Genomic DNA, 16,825 nt, shown 5'->3' with positions numbered 1-16,825 from the left:
CGTATTATTGCAAAAAATATCCCTGTTTGACTACTCCAAAGACAAATAAAAGCCTAGACTTGGTTCATCCATGTTACAACCCACATCAGGGCTGGTCGGAGGATTTAATTCGTCATTATACCTTATTTATGTCGCGTATTCCCTCTGATGTGGAAGTACATGTCTATGTGGTAGATGATGGAAGTAAACAAGGGGTGCATTCGGTGGATATTGAAACATTAGAACAAGCAATCCCTCATTTCACCTTCATTCCTTTAAGTCAAAACTTAGGAAAAGGAGGGGCATTGAGGCATGCTATTCGTCAATGTCATGGGGATATGGTGATCTATACCGATGCGGATTATCCTTACAGGATGGAAAATGCCTGGGAAATGTACCGAAGGTTAGACCAAGGACAAGCCGATGTGGTAGTCGGGGTTCGTGATGAACAATATTATGACCAATTACCCTTTCGAAGGAAGATTTTTTCACTTTCTCTCAAAGTGATGAATTATTTGTTTTTCCCTAGCCTAAAAGTGAAAGATACGCAGTCAGGCTTGAAGGGATTTAATGCCAAAGGAAAAGAAATTTTTCTAAAAACGACCATTGCCGCATTTCTGTTTGACATGGAATTTTTGGTTTTAGTATCTAAGCAAAAGGATATTCAGATGGATTGGATTTATGTACAGGTACGTGAAGGAATACATTTTTCTACCATGAGGCCTAAAACCATTTTAACTGAATTGTTCAATTTTATTTCCATTTTAATTCGAGGTGTATTTTTTAAATGAAACAAGCTCCTGCCATTTTATTGACCATTGATGTAGAAGAATGTGATATTCCTTTGGAGTATGGTTATACAATGGATTTGGACGAACAATTAGAACAATCAAGAAAGGGTTTGGAGGAATTCATGTCCGTTATTTCTCAGACCCAAGTTCCTTGCACGGTATTTTGTACGGGAGTTTATGCGAAACACAATCCTGAATGGATCAAGGGATTAGATCCCCAGCATGAGTTGGCTTCTCACGGATTTTATCACAGTAAGTTTGATCCGAAAACGGACCTGCTGTCTTCCCGAGTACTTTTGGAGGAACTTAGTGGAAGAAAGGTTATAGGTTTTAGAATGGCTAGAATGCAGCATGTTGAAGAGTCAGATATACTTCAATCTGGTTACAAGTACCATTCTTCCTTGAATCCAACTTGGATTCCGGGTAGATATAATCACTTAAAGGCTTCCAAGTTACCTTTTTTTGAAAAGGGACTTTGGAACATCCCCGCATCAGTTACTCCGAATTTCAGGATTCCATTATTTTGGTTAGCATTTAAAAATTTTCCATTGTTTGCTTATCAGCAAATGTGCAAAGAAACCTTAAAAAAGCATGGTTTTTTGAATCTTTATTTTCATCCTTGGGAATTCGCAGATTTATCGAAATACCCATTGCCGGCACATGTGAGTCGTGGTTCAAAAGGAGCGTTGGTTTCCAAATTGAAATCCTTGATTTTGTATTTGCAAAAAGAAGGCTTAGGGGAGTTTATGACCATGGAAAATTTTGTAAAGCAATTAGAAAATGGAAAATAAACCTGCATTTTATGCTCGTTACGATGTCTTATTAGGCCTTTGGTTCATCGCTGGACTTTTTACAGGGATTAAACAATATAATTTAGGAGAGCTTAATTCGCATATCAACAATTTCATCATATTTAAGTCGAGCTACGGTCACTTCATCCAAAGAATGCCTTTGTACCTTGAATATCCGAAGGAATATTTCGATCTATACTTATACGGTCCCATTTTTGCTATTTTGATGGCGCCATTTGCTTTCTTGCCTACAGCCATTAGTGTGACGGTTTGGAATGTGATAAATGCTTTAGTCCTTTTTTTAGCGGTTTGGAATTTGCCATTGGATCAAAAAAAGCGGGTAGCCATATCTTGGATCATCTTGAATTCCACGGTAACGGCTTTATTGAATACCCAATTTCATCCATTGTGTATCGCGCTTATTTTGTGGTCTTATATCTGCATTCATAGGGGACAAGATGCTTGGGCGGCCCTTTGGATTGTATTAGGTATTTGTATCAAATTATATGGAATAGTTGGGCTGGCCTTTTTCTTTTTTTCTAAAAAACCACTTCGATTGGCGGGATATCTAATTTTTTGGATGTGGTTGATCTTATTACTTCCTATGTTTTTAGGAGGTTGGGACTATGGGATGTCTACCTACATGGGCTGGAAAGAGGTTTTGTCGCACAAAAATGAGTTAAATGTAGACATTCGAAACTTACGTACAGATGTTTGCGTGATGGGAATGTTTCGTCGATGGACTGGAGATGGTGCTCTGTCCAATTTATGGTTTTTGATTCCTTCGATGGTATTAAATTTGTATGTCTTTTTCCAAATTAAAAAATGGAAGGATGTATCATTTCATTTGAGAATTGTGGCTTTTGTGAGCATTTATTTGATGTTGGCCAGCACAGGAACGGAGTCACCTACTTTAATTATGGCTTTTCCAGGAGTTGGCATCTGGTTTGTTTTGGGAGAGAAAACAAAATCTCGATGGGCTTTGTTGCTGCTTACTTTATTGATTTCTAGTTTTTCGCCGACGGATTTATTTCCTCAATGGCTTCGAAATGAATGGGTCAATCCATTGGGGTTGATGATTTTGCCCTTGTTTTTGGTTTGGTTGGCAATAGCCTGGGATTTAGTCAAACTAGGGCCTAAAGAAACACCACGTCTTTAATTAAATCAGATTTAGCGTGTTTATTGATGAGTTCTATCATCTTCTGTTTAGCCATCATGAGTTCTTTTTTGAGTGGGGCCGAATTGATTTGTAAAAAGAGCTTTTGTTGGTGTACATAGACCTTCTGAGTACGTGCAGCGATGGGTTTCCCCATGATTTCTTCCCAGTGAGCACTGACAAAGGTTTCCTCGTATTTACCTTGTATCTGGTAGACTTTCAGCATGGACTCGATCACCTCCTTCAAAGAATGGCTAGATTCTTTGCGAGTTGAGGGTTTAAGTCGTTTTGGATAAAAGGGAGAATCCATGTGATAAAAGGTTGTTTTAGAGTTTAAAGTTAGAATTTTTAAAGAGGACTTTCGTCGATTTAACGGTTTAAATTAAATTTTTTTCATTTTTTTTTAATTTTTTAATTCTCGAAAAAGTACCTAATAAAGCGACGTATTTAGTTTAAAATATCAGGATAGTACAATAGGTACCCTAGTGATATGAAAAAAATGAGAACTTTTTAGATAAACCCGTGTAAAAATTATTTAAGAATTGCATTACTTTTGCCTTTACTGAAAAAAACAGCGGACGCTTAGAAATCTATGAAAACTGCTACGTTGTAATTTCGCGAGTTTTATTTTTAAATAATTCTTTAACCCCAAATTACCAAACTAATGAGTACACAACAACCAAAGCCAGCTGCTAAGCCAGCTGCACCCCAAAAAAAATCTGGAGGTATTCCTGCAGGAGTTATTCTTATTATTCTTTTTGTCATTGCCCTAGGTATTTACAATTTTGTAATGGGGGATGGTTCACACTTTGAAGGCGGAACCAACGAAGGACACCCACTACCTGGCGATTACTTTGGTATCGTGTATAAAGGAGGTGTGATTGTACCCGTGTTAATGACTTGTTTCTTGACCTCATTAACTTTCTCTATTGAGCGTTTAATGACAATCGGTAAAGCAAAGGGAACAGGTGATGTTAATGCATTCGTTCGTTCAATTCAATCTTCTTTAGACAAAGATGATGTTGAAGCTGCTTTGAAAGCTTGTGAGAAGCAAAAAGGTTCAGTAGGTAACGTGACTCTTTCTGCCGTTAAAAAGTATAAGCAATTAATCACTGATGGTTCTTTGGATAAAGAGCAAAAATTAGCAGCCTTGAGTAAGGAGGTTGAAGAAGCTACTTCATTGGAATTACCCATGTTGGAGAAAAACTTAACAATCATCGCAACATTAGCATCAGTTGCTACTTTGATCGGTTTGTTAGGAACTGTAATTGGTATGATTAAAGCGTTCTCAGCCTTAGGTAATTCAGGTGGATCAACTGACTCTACTGCATTAGCAAACGGTATTTCTGAGGCTCTTGTAAATACAGCATTAGGTATTGGTACATCAGCTATCTGTATCATTGCATATAACTTCTTCACATCTAAAATTGATGAGTTGACATATAGCATTGATGAGATTGGCTTGAGCGTAAACCAAAATTATGCAACGCATCACAATTAATATTTGAACCCATGCGAAATGAGTTAATCATTTCGATTTATTATTTTTTTCACTGTTCAAAATAAAAATTGTTATGCCAAAAGTTAAAGCCAAACGACAAAGTGTTTCACTCGATATGACAGCGATGTGTGACGTGGCTTTTCTTCTGCTGACGTTCTTCATGTTAACCGCGAAGTTTCGTCCAGAAGAGGCAGTTACGATTACACCACCATCTTCAATTTCAGAGAAGCCTTTGAATGCGAAGGATGGAATGTTAACCATTAGTGTTTCCAATGAGGGAGGAGTTTATTTGGCAACCGACGATCAAATGGCAAGGGAATTTATGTTAGAGCGCATGGCAAATCGCTATGGAGTTGCTTTAACAGGCGAAATGAAGAAGAACTACATGAGTTCTGAAATCGTCGGATATCCAGCTGGTGCGATGCGTCAGGTGTTGAGTATAAAAGCTTCTGAAGCAAAAGACAAGGGTTTTCTAAAGGGAATTCCAGTTGATTCTGCTAATAATGAGTTGTCCTATTGGGTTGGATATGCTAAGTTGTCAAATCCTGAGTTGAAGGTTGCGATCAAAGGAGATCAAAATTCGAGCTATAAAGTGTTTGCTGATATCATTGGTACCTTGCAAGCTCAGAATATTAATATCTTCCAGTTGGTAACTTCTCCTGAGAATAAACCAAAATAAATTTTCATTTTAATTAGAAAAAGAAATGGCAGAAATAGATAGCTCCGGTGGGGGTAAGAAAGGCGGAGGAAAGAAGCGAAGTAAAAAAATGTCAACCAAAATTGACATGACACCGATGGTGGACTTAGGCTTTCTTCTTATCACTTTCTTTATGTTGACGACTACGTTGGCAAAGCCCGTTACCATGCAATTAAACATGCCTGATAAAACGGATACTAAGGAAACATCCCCTGTTAAATTGTCGGAAACACTTACCGTGAGTCCAGATGAGAATAAGGTGTATTACTACCAAGGTATCCCAACTGAAGCAGGCACCAAGTTAGAGGTGACCGATTATTCTGACACGGGAATACGCAAAGTTATCGCGGATTTGAAGGCTAAAGTTGGTAGCAACTTTACTCTGGTAATTAAGCCAACTAAAAAAGCTAAATACCGTAATATGGTAGATATGTTGGATGAATGTGCAATTACTAATAACAAGCGTTATGCGCTATTAGAAATTGATCCAGATACTGAAGCCTTAATCAAACGTTCAGGAAAGTAATTTGGTCAAAAGCCTTTTAAATTAATTTTTAAATAACATAAACTATGTCACAAGTAATAAGCCAAGATGCTACATTAGATGACATTATCTTTAAAGATAAGAACCGTGAGTATGGTGCTTTTCTTTTAAGGACGACGTATCCTAAGGTCATCAAGCGGTCTGTATTACTAGGCTCAGCACTTTTTGTTGGTGCATTGTTATTGGCAGCATTCTGGAAACAGTTGACTGCTGCTAGCGCTGACAAAACAGAGGTGACAGCCGAAGTAATGAAATTGGACACTCCGCCACCTGCGAAGAAGGTAGAGTTGCCACCGCCACCACCGCCGCCACCACCGAAAGAAATTCCAAAGGTGACGACTACTAAATTCTTACCTCCAGAAATCAAGCATGATGAAGAGGTTACTAAGCCTGAGCCACCGCCAGAAGAGGTACGTGGTAACACAGCTAGTGAAACGGTAAAAGGAGAAACAGAGAATTACGAACCTCCTGTAGATCCAGATGCCAAAGGAAAAGAAGAGCCAGTTGAGCCACCAAAACCTGCAGAAGAGGAAATCTTTACAGCGGTAGAACAACAAGCAGAATTCCCTGGTGGACCTGCGGCTTTCGGACGTTTCTTACAGAAAAATTTAAAGTATCCATCTGCTGCTCAGCGTGCCAACGTAGGCGGTAAAGTATATGTTCAATTCGTCGTAAATACGGATGGAACTATCCAAGATGTTACTGTTTTGAAATCTGTAGGATTTGGTTGTGACGAAGAAGCGATGCGTGTAATTAAGTCTGTACCAAAATGGACCCCTGGTAAACAGTCAGGTCGTGCGGTACGTTCTCGATTTACTCAACCGATTACCTTCGTACTTTCCGAATAATCGAAATTTCATTTATTTTTCAGACCTGCTAAATTCATTATTTGGCAGGTCTGATTGTTTAACAATTTTTCTAATTTGACTATGGCACGCCCAGCAGCAGTTTGGATTAACGTATTTTTTCGTTTTTTTGCCGCTTTAGCTTATTTTTTTCTAGGATATTATATTGGATTTTGGTCCGATTTTCAACTAGGTACGTTGATGGAGATGCCTACTACTTTTTGGCTAGGAATTTTGTTTATGCTGTACGGATTATTTCGTATTTGGCGTGCTTTTTTATATGTTAGTGAAACAAAAGATCCAGACTATGGCAATTATGAAGATTAAATCAGTAGTGCTTAGCTTGTTAGTTGCGGCCAGTGTATTTTCTTGTGATAAATCCACAGAAAGTAAATTTTCTGATGGCCCTGCTAAAGGAGAGATTTCTATAGCTGTTGATGAATCATTTCAGCCTTTATTGATAGCAGAAAAAACCGCCTTCGAAAATAATTATCATTTTGCTAAAATTAATTTTGATTTTCATGCAGAAAACGAGGCTATTGCCGACTTGTTGAATGAAAAGGTTCGTGCAGTAGTAGTTACTCGCGATTTGACAGAAAAAGAGAAGGAAATTTTCACAAGAGAGAAGGTCGCCTATAGAAGTTTCAATTTTGCAGCCGATGGACTAGCTCTTTTAGTACATCCCCAAAATGTAGACACCTTAATGTCGCTTCCTACCTTAAAATCCTTGCTGTCGGGTGAAAAAAATACTTGGGAGTCAATAGGCGCTAAAAGTACCCAAGGGGAAGTGGCTTTAGTTGTAGACAAAGCAAATTCAAGTAATATTAAATTTTTGGTTGATAAATTTGGCCTCGACATCCATAAACCACTTCCGATTTTTGCTGCAGGCTCCAATAAAGCTGTCATTGAATATGTGAAGTCTCATAAAAATGCCTTGGGTTTAATTGGTTCCAATTGGATAAGTGATGGAGATAATCCAACATCTTTAGGTTTTATTCGTTCTGTACATGTAATGTCCGTTAGCGATAAGCTTAGTCAATCGCCATCGGATTTTTATCAACCATTTGGTTATAATTTGGCTCTAAAAAAATATCCACTTCGAAGAGATGTCAAGATTATTTTGAAAGAGTCACACCTAGGTTTAGGTACTGGCTTTGTGAATTATGTATGTGGAGACATGGGGCAATTGATCGTTTTGAAAGCTGGATTAATACCGCTGACCCGACCTATCACGATTAGACAGTATCAAATTAGCCAATAGACCATATTTAATTGACATTGTCTAATAAAATATTGAAGAATTATAATTAATTTTGTAGTTCGTAAAAAACTAAACTTTTACGATATTTAATTGAATTATTTCAATTTAAAGCCTGAGAATTATTAAGAATCGCAATTAATTTAAATGAACAATGAAGAAAATGAAATCGTGGATACTGGGTTTGGGATTATTGGTATCCAATGTGGCCTTCGGGCAAACAATCCAAGATGGTTTGCATTTTTTAGATCGTCATCAGCCAAGTAGAGCAAAACAAGTATTTGAATCTTTAGTAGCTTCGGCTCCTACGGGTGAAAATTATTATTTTCTTGGCTATTACCACTTGAATCTTCGTGATTGGGATAATGCAAAAGCGGCCTTTGAAAAAGGTAAAGCAGCGGATCCTAAAAACTATTTGAATCAAGTAGGTTTAGCATCAATTTTGGTAGGTCAAAATAATGTGTCTGCTGCTAAAGTAGAATTTGATCGCATTATTAAAGAAACAAAGGAGAAAAATCCTGATGTTTTGCACCGTATTGCTGAGGCTTATGAGATGTTTTATGTATTAGGAAAGGAAGATAGCTTCAATGCGAACAACAATGATCCAGGTGAAGCGATTCGTTTAATTGATTTGATTCAAGAAAAAACTAAGAAAGTTCCTAATGCAGCTCAGTACATTGTAAAAGGAGATGCGTTTTTGATTAAAAACGATGGTGGTAATGCCGTTACTGCTTACGAGCAAGCCTTGTTGCAAGATCCTAGAAATGTAAAAGCGAAAGTGAAAATTGGTATTGTATACTTACGTGGTAAAAACTATAAAGAAACACAAGCCCGTTATAAAGAAGCTATCGATTTAGATTCCAACTATGCTCCGGCACATCGTCGTTATGGTGAGTATCTAATTGTGGGTAATCAATATAAAAATGCGGCTCGTTATTTCAGAAAGTATTTAGAGAAAGCGGAAGCTACTCCCGAGGTGACATTAGAAACAGCTAAATTATTATTCTTGTCAAAGGATTATGAGGGAGCAATGAAGTTTACTGATGAAGCAGATAAGAAAGGGGTAAAAGATAATGACATCTATCGTATGCGTGGATATGCCAATGTGGAAATGGGTAATTTTCAACAAGGTATTGAAAACTTAGATGGTATGGTGAAAAAAGGAGTAAAGCCATATTTCATGGATGATTTATATTTCGGTAAAGGGTATCAAGGTCTAGGTAAAGATTCAATTGCATTACTTTATCTTGAAAGAGCTGCTCCATTGGATACCAATAACAACGTGTATTCTCTTATTCATGATGTGCGTTACAAGCAAAAGAGATATGCTGATGCGGCTAAGGCAGGTTTAGGAAGTATCGATTGGAAAAAGAAGAAAAATCAAACAGTAGGATCAGGTGACTTTTTCAAAGTAGCGATGGACTATTATTTAACTTCTGCTTACATGGATCGTGCAGATACCTTGGGTCGTCCAGCGATGGCCATGAAAGCGGATTCTATGTTTGCTAAAGCTATCGAGATCAATGACAAATGGCCTCCATTCTATATTAATCGTGCTCGTGCAAATAACTTCATTGATTACACAGGTACTAAATGGTTAGGAGCACCCTATTATGAGAAATTCTTAGCCGCTGTAGAGCAACAAAAAGCTGAAAAAAGTACACAGTACAAAGAAGATAAAAACCAGTTGTTTGAGGCACTTAAATTCTTAGGTGGTTATCATTTATCGGTTACTAAAGATGAAGCCAAAGTGAAAGAATTATTTACAAAGGCTCAGGAAATTAAGCCAGACGATCCAGATATCAAAGCTTACTTCAACCCTGCACCTGCAGTACCAGCTGCGGCTCCCAAAAAATAAATCGTATAAAAAGCTGCTTGATGCAGCTTTTTATTTTTAACTCGATTCATCATCAATTCAGATACATCATGTCATACGCTATCGTTACCGGTGCTAGTAAGGGAATAGGAAAAGAAATAGCTTTGGAATTAGCTGCCAGGGGATATAATTTGTTTCTAGTAGCCCGCAATGCCCAAGAATTACATCAAGTAAGCGATGAAATCAAGTCGCACTTTTCATTGGATGTGGATTATTTACCTTTAGATCTGTCCAAGCCCGGCTCCGTTGCCCAGCTTTATGAATGGGTAGTGGAGAAGCAGGTAGATGTGAGAATTTTGGTGAATAATGCTGGATATGGACTAGTGGGTGCCTTTGAATCATATTCTTGGGAGGAAAACCAACAAATGATGCACGTTAATATGAATGCATTAACAGAAGCCTGCTATCGATTCTTTCCTTTATTGCAAGGTAAGGGACAAGCTTATGTGTTAAATATCGCAAGTTCTACTGCCTATCAGGCCATTCCCTTGATGAGTTTATATGCAGCCAGCAAAGTGTTTGTTTTGAATTTTTCTCGTGGTTTGTATCATGAGTGGAAATCAAAGGGAATTCAAGTTACGGTAGTTAGCCCTGGTGCCACCTCTACAAATTTCAATGATCGGGCTAATTTACAAGATAAGGCTAGGAGAGCAGCTGAAAAAGTAGTCATGACCCCCAAAGAGGTAGCTCGTTTGGCTGTGGAAGGGCTGTTTGCTCATAAACCGGAAGTCATTACGGGATTCATTAATAAGTTAGGTGCTACGCTTGCCTGGTTAATGCCTAAATCTCTAAGTGAAAAAGTTGCTAAAGGGATATATGAGTAATATTTAAGCAGGATTAAGTTTTTTGATTGACATGTTCAAATTCAGTAGATCATTTCAAGCAAATCTTTAATAAGCCTTTGAATAAATGAAAGAGAGGTTGTCCTTTACAGGCAACCTCTTTTTATTAAAAATAGACGTGGGATTATTTACTATATTTTGTTAGAGTCAGTTTCATCCTTAGTTATCGACTAAGGATAATCATTTTCTCTTTGCTGTAATTTGGAGCAATGATTTTTAAAATATAGGTTCCAGCAGGGAGGTCGGGTAGCTGTAGGCTGATGGGCTTGGAACTTGGCGGTAAGTTGTAGCTTACGATTTCATTACCTAAGAAGTCAAATACCTTGGCTTCTGCCCCTTGAATATCTTCTAAAAGTTCTAGATGTAAAATTCCATTCTTAGAGGGATTCGGATAAATGGATATTCCTTGCAGATCTTCTGGGATCGTCATGCTTATTTTTTGAAATGGGGAATAACATGTAAGACTTTCCGATTGAAAAAGGTCATACTGTTTTTTTGCCCTGACCTCAAATACTCCAATTTCTTTAGCTTTGATCAAAGCCTGGTATTCACTTAACTTTTGATTATTTTTTTTCCATTCATATTCATCTGGTAGATCCAAACTGATAGCTTCAAGAAAATAATTTCCCGATTTTTTAACGGCGGGTATTAAGGGGTTTTCTCGCCGATAAATACTGATTTCTTCACTTCTTTTGGACCAACACCCAAATTTATTTTGAGTCTTAAGCCAATAATTTCCAGAATCAGTAATTTGAATGCTTGGATCCGTGGAATCATTTTTCCATAGGTAAGCATGAGAACGACTTGCTAGTAATTGAATGCTTTCGCCTGAGCAGAACTGCCTTGAAGGAATTGCCTCAACAATAGGAGTGGGCTCCTCGGGATTATGATAGACTTGAATGGAGTCACTCGGGTTAGACCAGCACCCATATTGGTTTTGTACTTTCAGCCAATACCATCCTATTTTTTTTATAGTGCTTGTTTGTGTTGTCACCCCGTTATTCCACTGATAACCTAGAAAATTCTTCGGGGCATTTAATTGGATGGAATCTCCTTGACAAAAACCAAGTGCAGGCCAAGCCGTTATATTGGGTTGAATGGGATTTTCATGTACTTGAATAATATGAGGTTCAGACCAATCTGACCAACATTGATTATCTTGGCTTACCTGAGCCTGGAATTCAAATTGGCCAGATTTTATTGCCTTAAATTGGATGAAACTATTCTTTTCACCCGTTTTCCATCGGATATAAGGGTATGGATTTTCCATTTTCAATATGGAACTATCTTGTAAGCAAAGTGACGATTTTGAGGCAATAACGGTTGATGCTGGTGGTGCAAATCGAACCTCAAGATTTAAAATGTCACTACGGTAAAAACATGTGTTTTGCTGAATGATCGCTTGGTATTGTCCTGATTCTAAAGTTTGATGTAAAATGAAAGCCTCTGAAAAAAAATGCCCGTCTTTTTCCCATCCGATGAATTGATTTTTATAAGTATGATCTATTTCAATTTGAGCAATTTGATCATGACAAACATAACGTTCAAAATTTTTGATGATGGGAATGTTGGGTTTTTTCAATACGGGTATAGTCATATTGATGGTATTGCTATTTGACTCGGAGCAACGTATTTGTATATATAGTTCATACCTAGCATCTACAATCCATTCGGAGCCTTGTGCTCTCATATACTCTGGTCCATATTGATTGAAGTACATGACATTTCCTGGACAACCTTGAACTTGTATTCTATAGGCATCTTGTTGGCATAATGGTTCCATCGTATAAGAAATTTCATACCAAGGTGGACTACTAGATTGCTCTGTTCCTTCATCATTATTATTTTCTACTTCTTCCTCTTCTGTGTCATCTTCATCATCTGGGATTTGAGCACCATCGTCTTCGCCAATATCTGGTGTTTCTACTTCTGTGGTATCTTGAGGTATTTCTGGAAGGCTGGTACTATCTTGTGGAATTTGTATTTCTTGATCTTCCCACTGAATATAAACGGAGTCTTTAGCGATACAATTTAATTGATCTTTGACTTGGACCTTGATGAAACCAGATGAACGAAATGGGCCTATGTTAGGATTGCTTTCTTGAGATGATGTGATTGGTGTATTGTTAGTTGTAGACCAATAATGCTGATAAGGGGGATTACCTCTAAGAGCGGTTATTAAAGAATTAGTCTGGTATAATTCATTTCCTTTTAGTTGTTTATTTTCGCCTGCATCTGCCAATAAGGAAGGAGAAACATTCACTTTTATGGCTGTTTTTGGACTTTCGCATTCATTGATTTTTTGTGATACCCATCGGGTGATTTCCAACATATCTTGCCCAACATTCATGGTTTGACTTACATTTATGGATGTAGCGGTGCTAATGGTATTTTTATCCGTTGAATTAAGGTACCATAAATTATTACTTCCTCCAGAAGCTTTAAAGCTAATGACTGATCCACTGCACACTTGAGACGGCGTTCCACTATTAATGGGCGCAGGAGGGATAGGAAAAGCTTGTGCATAGGTACCCAGGGAAGAAAGGCTTTCACATCCATTCTTATAACAAGTGGATTTAAATAGATGGGCAGATAAGTCCGTAAGATTGACAGAAATGCGAGCTCCTTCGCCTATTTTTTGTCCTTGAGCATCATACCAATAAGTACTGTAAGGAGAGCAGCCCGTGGAATTTATCGAAATGGGGCTATCCATACATCCTTTGTAGAGATTAGAGGCATGGCTAGGAATGGGAGCATTTTTCATTTGAATGCTAACTTCAGAAGATGTTCTTGGGCAAGTGCTCGATTGGTTTTCATTCGTCAAAGAACCTTCATTATCGTTATTAGGACTAATAGAAAAATGAATACGCACTTTGATTTTTTGACTGTTTATTGTTAAAGGCGCATTGGAGATGATAAGTTCTTTACTCTTGGTTCCGCTAAAAATAGCATCATCCACTAAATCCTCAAATGGGCCACCATTCACCGACCTCGTCCATTGATATTGTTGAACTTGTGCCAATGATGTATTGGGAATTTGAGGAATCAAAGTACCAGAGCCACGCTCACAAATGCTTGGATTTACAATGGATGTGATACTGTGTAAGGTGATACTGGCCTCTTGTGAATATACCTGACATGTATTTTTTTTAATCGTTACTCGATATAATGTACCAGAGGGATGGAGTGTACCTCCACTGGGATATATTTGGTATTGAGCATTGGTAGCCCCTGAGATTGAGCTAAATTGACTATCACTTGGTCGTTTCTTTTCCCATTGGAATTGATCTCCATCACTTTTGACAATCATTCGAATACTATTCCCATCACAATCAGTTTGTGAGGTTGGCTGAGATTGAATGATAGGACATTGCCCTTGTATTTCCCAGCTAATGAATAGGAGTAGTAAGTAGAAATAATATTTTTTCATCTTGAACTCTTGTTATGTGAGTTCAAATCAAAAAATTAATTCAGAAGCTAAAAAGCCTTAAAAAAGGAAGAAATCAAATAATGAGCTTGTTGATAAAAAAAATACGCAAGCTGCTGGATTTCAACAACTTGCGTAAATATCAATAGCTTGGCAATTAGATGTCGCAGATCTTAACGGCTTGCTCTAATGAGGCCATTTTATCGGCACGTGCTGGAATAAATTCTTGACCAATAAATCCTTTATAACCGGTATCATAAATAGCTTTGATGATCGCTGCATAATTTAATTCTTGGCTTTCATCAATTTCATTTCTGCCTGGTACACCACCAGTATGGTAATGAGAAATATATTGATGATGTTTTTTAATGGTAGCAATTACGTCTCCTTCCATGATTTGCATGTGGTAGATATCGTATAGTAATTTAAATTTATCGGAACCTACCATTTCGCATAAAACAGCACCCCATTCGGTGTGATCAGCTTGATAATCTTTATGATTTACTTTGGAGTTGAGTAATTCCATGGAAATCGTCACATCATGGCGCTCTGCCGTTTTCATGATACGTTGTAGGCCTTTTTTACAATTCAACAAGCCTTGTTCATCACTCATTCCATCACGGTTACCGGAAAAAGTAATTAAATTTTTAACGCCCACTTTAGCAGCCCTAGGGATTAAATCCTCATAAAAAGCGACCAATTGATCATGGTTTTTTAACTTGTTGAAGAAATTGGGAAGTCCCATTCCTTCGGGATATTTACCCCAACCAATGGCAGCAGTCATATCGTGCTTTTTCAAAATATCCCACTCATCGGGTCCAGTAAGTTCAATGGACTGTAAGCCAATCTTTTTGGCATTCATGACTAATTCTTCAAAAGGAATCGTTTGATAGCACCAGCGACAAGCCGAGTGGTTAACTTTTCCTTTTAAATCCATTCCAGCTTGTTTGTCCGCCTCAGTAAAACGTTGTTCCATGGAATTACCCAAGAAACCTAGACCTGCCAATCCCGCGGAATTTTTAATGACATCTCTTCTTGTGAATGTTGTTTTCATCGTAATGGTTTTCTTAATTAATTAGTTTTAACCCTGCCAGTTTCCAATCAAACTACTGGTTTCTTCCAATACTTTCATATTATATTTTAGGGCAATTTTTTTGTATTTGATTAAATCCACAATGGTACCAATCAGCAATAAACCTCCTGTAAAAAAATATAGAAGACCTAGGCCGATTCGGTTGGTAACAAAGCGGTGTATTCCTGCGAAACCCACAAAACCCATGAGGGTACATAAGAGTATCAATAAAGTATCTCTTCTTCTAGCCAAGTAAATGCCTAAAAACTGTTCTTGTTGACTGTCACTGAGGCCATTCAATTTTTGTTTGACGGCAATCATTTCTTCAATTTCTAATTGAGAAATTAAAGGCAAAAATCTAGGGTTCATAGGCTTGTTAGTAAGGTAGGGTTGTCAAGAAATTGGAAACAAAGTATTTGGACCAATCCAAGATTAATTGTGGTAATATACCGAAAAGGATGCTTAATATACCAAGACTAAACAAACTAAATATTTCTAAGCGATTTAAATCGGGTAATTTCCATGCAGTATTAAAGAGATTTGTTTTACCTAAATAGACTTTTTGGAAGGTCCATAAGAAATAACCTGCACTCAATAAAATACCAAATGCCCCTAATACAGCCCATGCAGGATGAATATAGGGGCTCGTAAATGCTCCTAGTAAACTGAAAAATTCACCTATAAATCCAGAAAATCCAGGGAGTCCCAAAGAGGCAAAAATGGCAATACCTGAAATCAACGTGAATCGAGGCATTAAACTTGCTATGCCAGCGTAATGATCTATTTGACGATCATGTGTTCTTTCATACAAGACCCCAACGACTAAAAATAGTAAAGAAGATAAAATACCATGAGATACTAATTGGTAAATAGCGCCTTGCCAACCTTCCGCCTGAAAGGAAGCAATTCCTAAGAGCACAAAACCCATATGTGAAACGGAAGAATAAGCGACTAATTTCTTTAAATCACTCATAGCTAGCGCATTATATGCTCCATAAATGATGGAAATGGCACCAAGTGCAGCCATGATATTGGCAGATTCCAAAGCCTCTTTAGGGAAAAAAGGAATAGCTGTTCTTAACCATCCATAAGCTCCAATTTTAAGCAATACACCCGCTAATATGACAGATATTGGAGTTGGAGCCTCCACGTGGGCGTCGGGAAGCCAAGTATGTAAAGGGACCATCGGTAGCTTGATAGCAAAACCAATGAATAATAGCCAAAATCCCCACATTCTGGCACTTAGGCCATTGAGTAACCAACCTGAATTTGGATGTAAAATACTAGTAGTTTGACAATTATTGACATCACTTAATGCTTGCATATCAAAGCTATGGACCAAATCAAAGTTGGCTATTTCTTTATTAGCTATGGCGGTTTGAATATTTTTCAGCGCTTCCAAATCAAAGTTTTGACCTTCTTGAATTAAGCCCAAATGTTTTGCTGTCTCATATGGATCAATGTAGGCTAAACTGATGCCTAACATGACAATTAGGATAAAAAGTGAGCCTATCAATGTATATAAGAAGAATTTAATAGATGCATAGTTTTTCCTTGGTCCTCCCCAAATACCAATGAGGAAATACATGGGCAAGAGCATAAATTCAAAGAATACATAAAAAAGGAATAAGTCGCGGGATAAAAAACAACCCATTAAGGCGGCATTTAGTAATAATAGCAATGAAAAATAGGCGCCTTTTTTCTCCTGAATGCTATGCGAGTTGATGATCGCCAAAAAGGAAATAAAACCCGTTAAAGCAATCAATAAGAAACTTAAACCGTCAAGGCCTAAGGAATATTTAATGACAAATTCTCCAAGGGACCCTAGAGGTAATTGAATCCAATTTAATTCTTCATTCCACTGAAATGAGGTAGCAGAATGATCAAATTTTGTACCTGCATAAATTAATGTTAGCAATTGAATGGCTGAAATTCCAGTTGCCCAATATTTAATCCCATTTTCCCATTTCACTACGGCAGCCACTAGGGATCCGATTAATGGCAAAAGAATAATACATGATAGTAGCGGTAAACCCATTATTTCAT

Annotated in this window: 16 protein-coding genes; 11 read left to right on the top strand and 5 right to left on the bottom strand. The window is 37.6% G+C overall.

Annotated features, from left to right (window positions below; genetic code table 11):
* Window positions 1-59 precede the first annotated feature (59 nt).
* Genes G9H65_RS06490 through G9H65_RS06480 form a run of 3 tightly spaced genes read left to right on the top strand, consistent with a single transcriptional unit; the run spans window position 60 to window position 2,720 of the window.
* A complete protein-coding gene (locus G9H65_RS06490; protein WP_166374535.1) occupies window positions 60-770 on the top strand; it encodes a glycosyltransferase family 2 protein in 711 nt (236 codons plus the stop codon).
* Entirely contained in the window at window positions 767-1,561 is a 795-nt protein-coding gene (locus G9H65_RS06485; RefSeq protein ID WP_166374534.1) for a polysaccharide deacetylase family protein, read from the top strand. The genes G9H65_RS06490 and G9H65_RS06485 overlap by 4 nt, the downstream gene beginning before the upstream one ends.
* Complete coding sequence (locus G9H65_RS06480; RefSeq protein WP_166374533.1) at window positions 1,551-2,720, top strand: glycosyltransferase family 87 protein; 1,170 nt, start codon at window positions 1,551-1,553, stop codon at window positions 2,718-2,720. Before G9H65_RS06485 ends, G9H65_RS06480 begins: the two co-directional genes overlap by 11 nt.
* On the opposite strand, the gene G9H65_RS06475 is transcribed toward G9H65_RS06480, so the two are convergent.
* Window positions 2,698-3,027 carry a DUF721 domain-containing protein gene (locus tag G9H65_RS06475; RefSeq protein WP_166374532.1) on the bottom strand — a complete coding sequence of 110 codons (330 nt, stop codon included), beginning with the start codon at window positions 3,025-3,027 and terminating at the stop codon, window positions 2,698-2,700. The genes G9H65_RS06480 and G9H65_RS06475 overlap by 23 nt on opposite strands.
* 354 nt (window positions 3,028-3,381) lie before the next feature.
* On the opposite strand from G9H65_RS06475, the gene G9H65_RS06470 reads away from it, so the two are divergent.
* The 8 genes from G9H65_RS06470 to G9H65_RS06435 all read left to right on the top strand — a co-directional run bounded on the left by G9H65_RS06470 (window position 3,382) and on the right by G9H65_RS06435 (window position 10,262).
* Window positions 3,382-4,218, top strand: a complete 837-nt coding sequence (locus tag G9H65_RS06470) for a MotA/TolQ/ExbB proton channel family protein (protein WP_166374531.1) — start codon at window positions 3,382-3,384, stop codon at window positions 4,216-4,218.
* Between the two features lie 73 nt (window positions 4,219-4,291).
* The gene (locus G9H65_RS06465) at window positions 4,292-4,897 is read left to right on the top strand and encodes an ExbD/TolR family protein (RefSeq protein ID WP_262887526.1); all 606 of its coding nucleotides are present in this window, start codon (window positions 4,292-4,294) and stop codon (window positions 4,895-4,897) included.
* Between the two features lie 25 nt (window positions 4,898-4,922).
* The gene (locus tag G9H65_RS06460) at window positions 4,923-5,441 is read left to right on the top strand and encodes an ExbD/TolR family protein (protein WP_166374529.1); all 519 of its coding nucleotides are present in this window, start codon (window positions 4,923-4,925) and stop codon (window positions 5,439-5,441) included.
* A gap of 44 nt (window positions 5,442-5,485) precedes the next feature.
* A complete protein-coding gene (locus G9H65_RS06455; RefSeq protein WP_166374528.1) occupies window positions 5,486-6,307 on the top strand; it encodes an energy transducer TonB in 822 nt (273 codons plus the stop codon).
* An 81-nt stretch (window positions 6,308-6,388) separates the two neighbouring features.
* Complete coding sequence (locus tag G9H65_RS06450; RefSeq protein ID WP_166374527.1) at window positions 6,389-6,631, top strand: hypothetical protein; 243 nt, start codon at window positions 6,389-6,391, stop codon at window positions 6,629-6,631.
* Window positions 6,612-7,565: a PstS family phosphate ABC transporter substrate-binding protein gene (locus G9H65_RS06445; RefSeq protein WP_166374526.1), complete on the top strand. Its 954-nt coding sequence runs from the start codon at window positions 6,612-6,614 to the stop codon at window positions 7,563-7,565. Before G9H65_RS06450 ends, G9H65_RS06445 begins: the two co-directional genes overlap by 20 nt.
* A 151-nt stretch (window positions 7,566-7,716) precedes the next feature.
* Window positions 7,717-9,420: a tetratricopeptide repeat protein gene (locus tag G9H65_RS06440; RefSeq protein WP_166374525.1), complete on the top strand. Its 1,704-nt coding sequence runs from the start codon at window positions 7,717-7,719 to the stop codon at window positions 9,418-9,420.
* 68 nt (window positions 9,421-9,488) lie between these two features.
* On the top strand, window positions 9,489-10,262 hold the full coding sequence (locus G9H65_RS06435) for an SDR family NAD(P)-dependent oxidoreductase (protein WP_166374524.1): 774 nt from the start codon (window positions 9,489-9,491) through the stop codon (window positions 10,260-10,262).
* A gap of 181 nt (window positions 10,263-10,443) precedes the next feature.
* On the opposite strand, the gene G9H65_RS06430 is transcribed toward G9H65_RS06435, so the two are convergent.
* The 4 genes from G9H65_RS06430 to G9H65_RS06415 all read right to left on the bottom strand — a co-directional run bounded on the left by G9H65_RS06430 (window position 10,444) and on the right by G9H65_RS06415 (window position 16,817).
* A complete protein-coding gene (locus tag G9H65_RS06430; protein WP_166374523.1) occupies window positions 10,444-13,710 on the bottom strand; it encodes a T9SS type A sorting domain-containing protein in 3,267 nt (1,088 codons plus the stop codon).
* A 154-nt stretch (window positions 13,711-13,864) separates the two neighbouring features.
* The gene (locus tag G9H65_RS06425) at window positions 13,865-14,761 is read right to left on the bottom strand and encodes a hydroxypyruvate isomerase family protein (RefSeq protein ID WP_166374522.1); all 897 of its coding nucleotides are present in this window, start codon (window positions 14,759-14,761) and stop codon (window positions 13,865-13,867) included.
* A 27-nt stretch (window positions 14,762-14,788) separates the two neighbouring features.
* Window positions 14,789-15,148 (bottom strand): TM2 domain-containing protein, encoded by a 360-nt coding sequence (locus tag G9H65_RS06420; RefSeq protein ID WP_166374521.1) that lies wholly within the window; start codon window positions 15,146-15,148, stop codon window positions 14,789-14,791.
* Between the two features lie 7 nt (window positions 15,149-15,155).
* Complete coding sequence (locus G9H65_RS06415) at window positions 15,156-16,817, bottom strand: complex I subunit 4 family protein (protein ID WP_166374520.1); 1,662 nt, start codon at window positions 16,815-16,817, stop codon at window positions 15,156-15,158.
* Between the last annotated feature and the right edge of the window lie 8 nt (window positions 16,818-16,825).

The organism is Aquirufa ecclesiirivi (assembly GCF_011250515.1).
Classification (GTDB): domain Bacteria; phylum Bacteroidota; class Bacteroidia; order Cytophagales; family Spirosomataceae; genus Aquirufa; species Aquirufa ecclesiirivi.
This window is presented reverse-complemented; position numbering and strand designations above follow the sequence as displayed.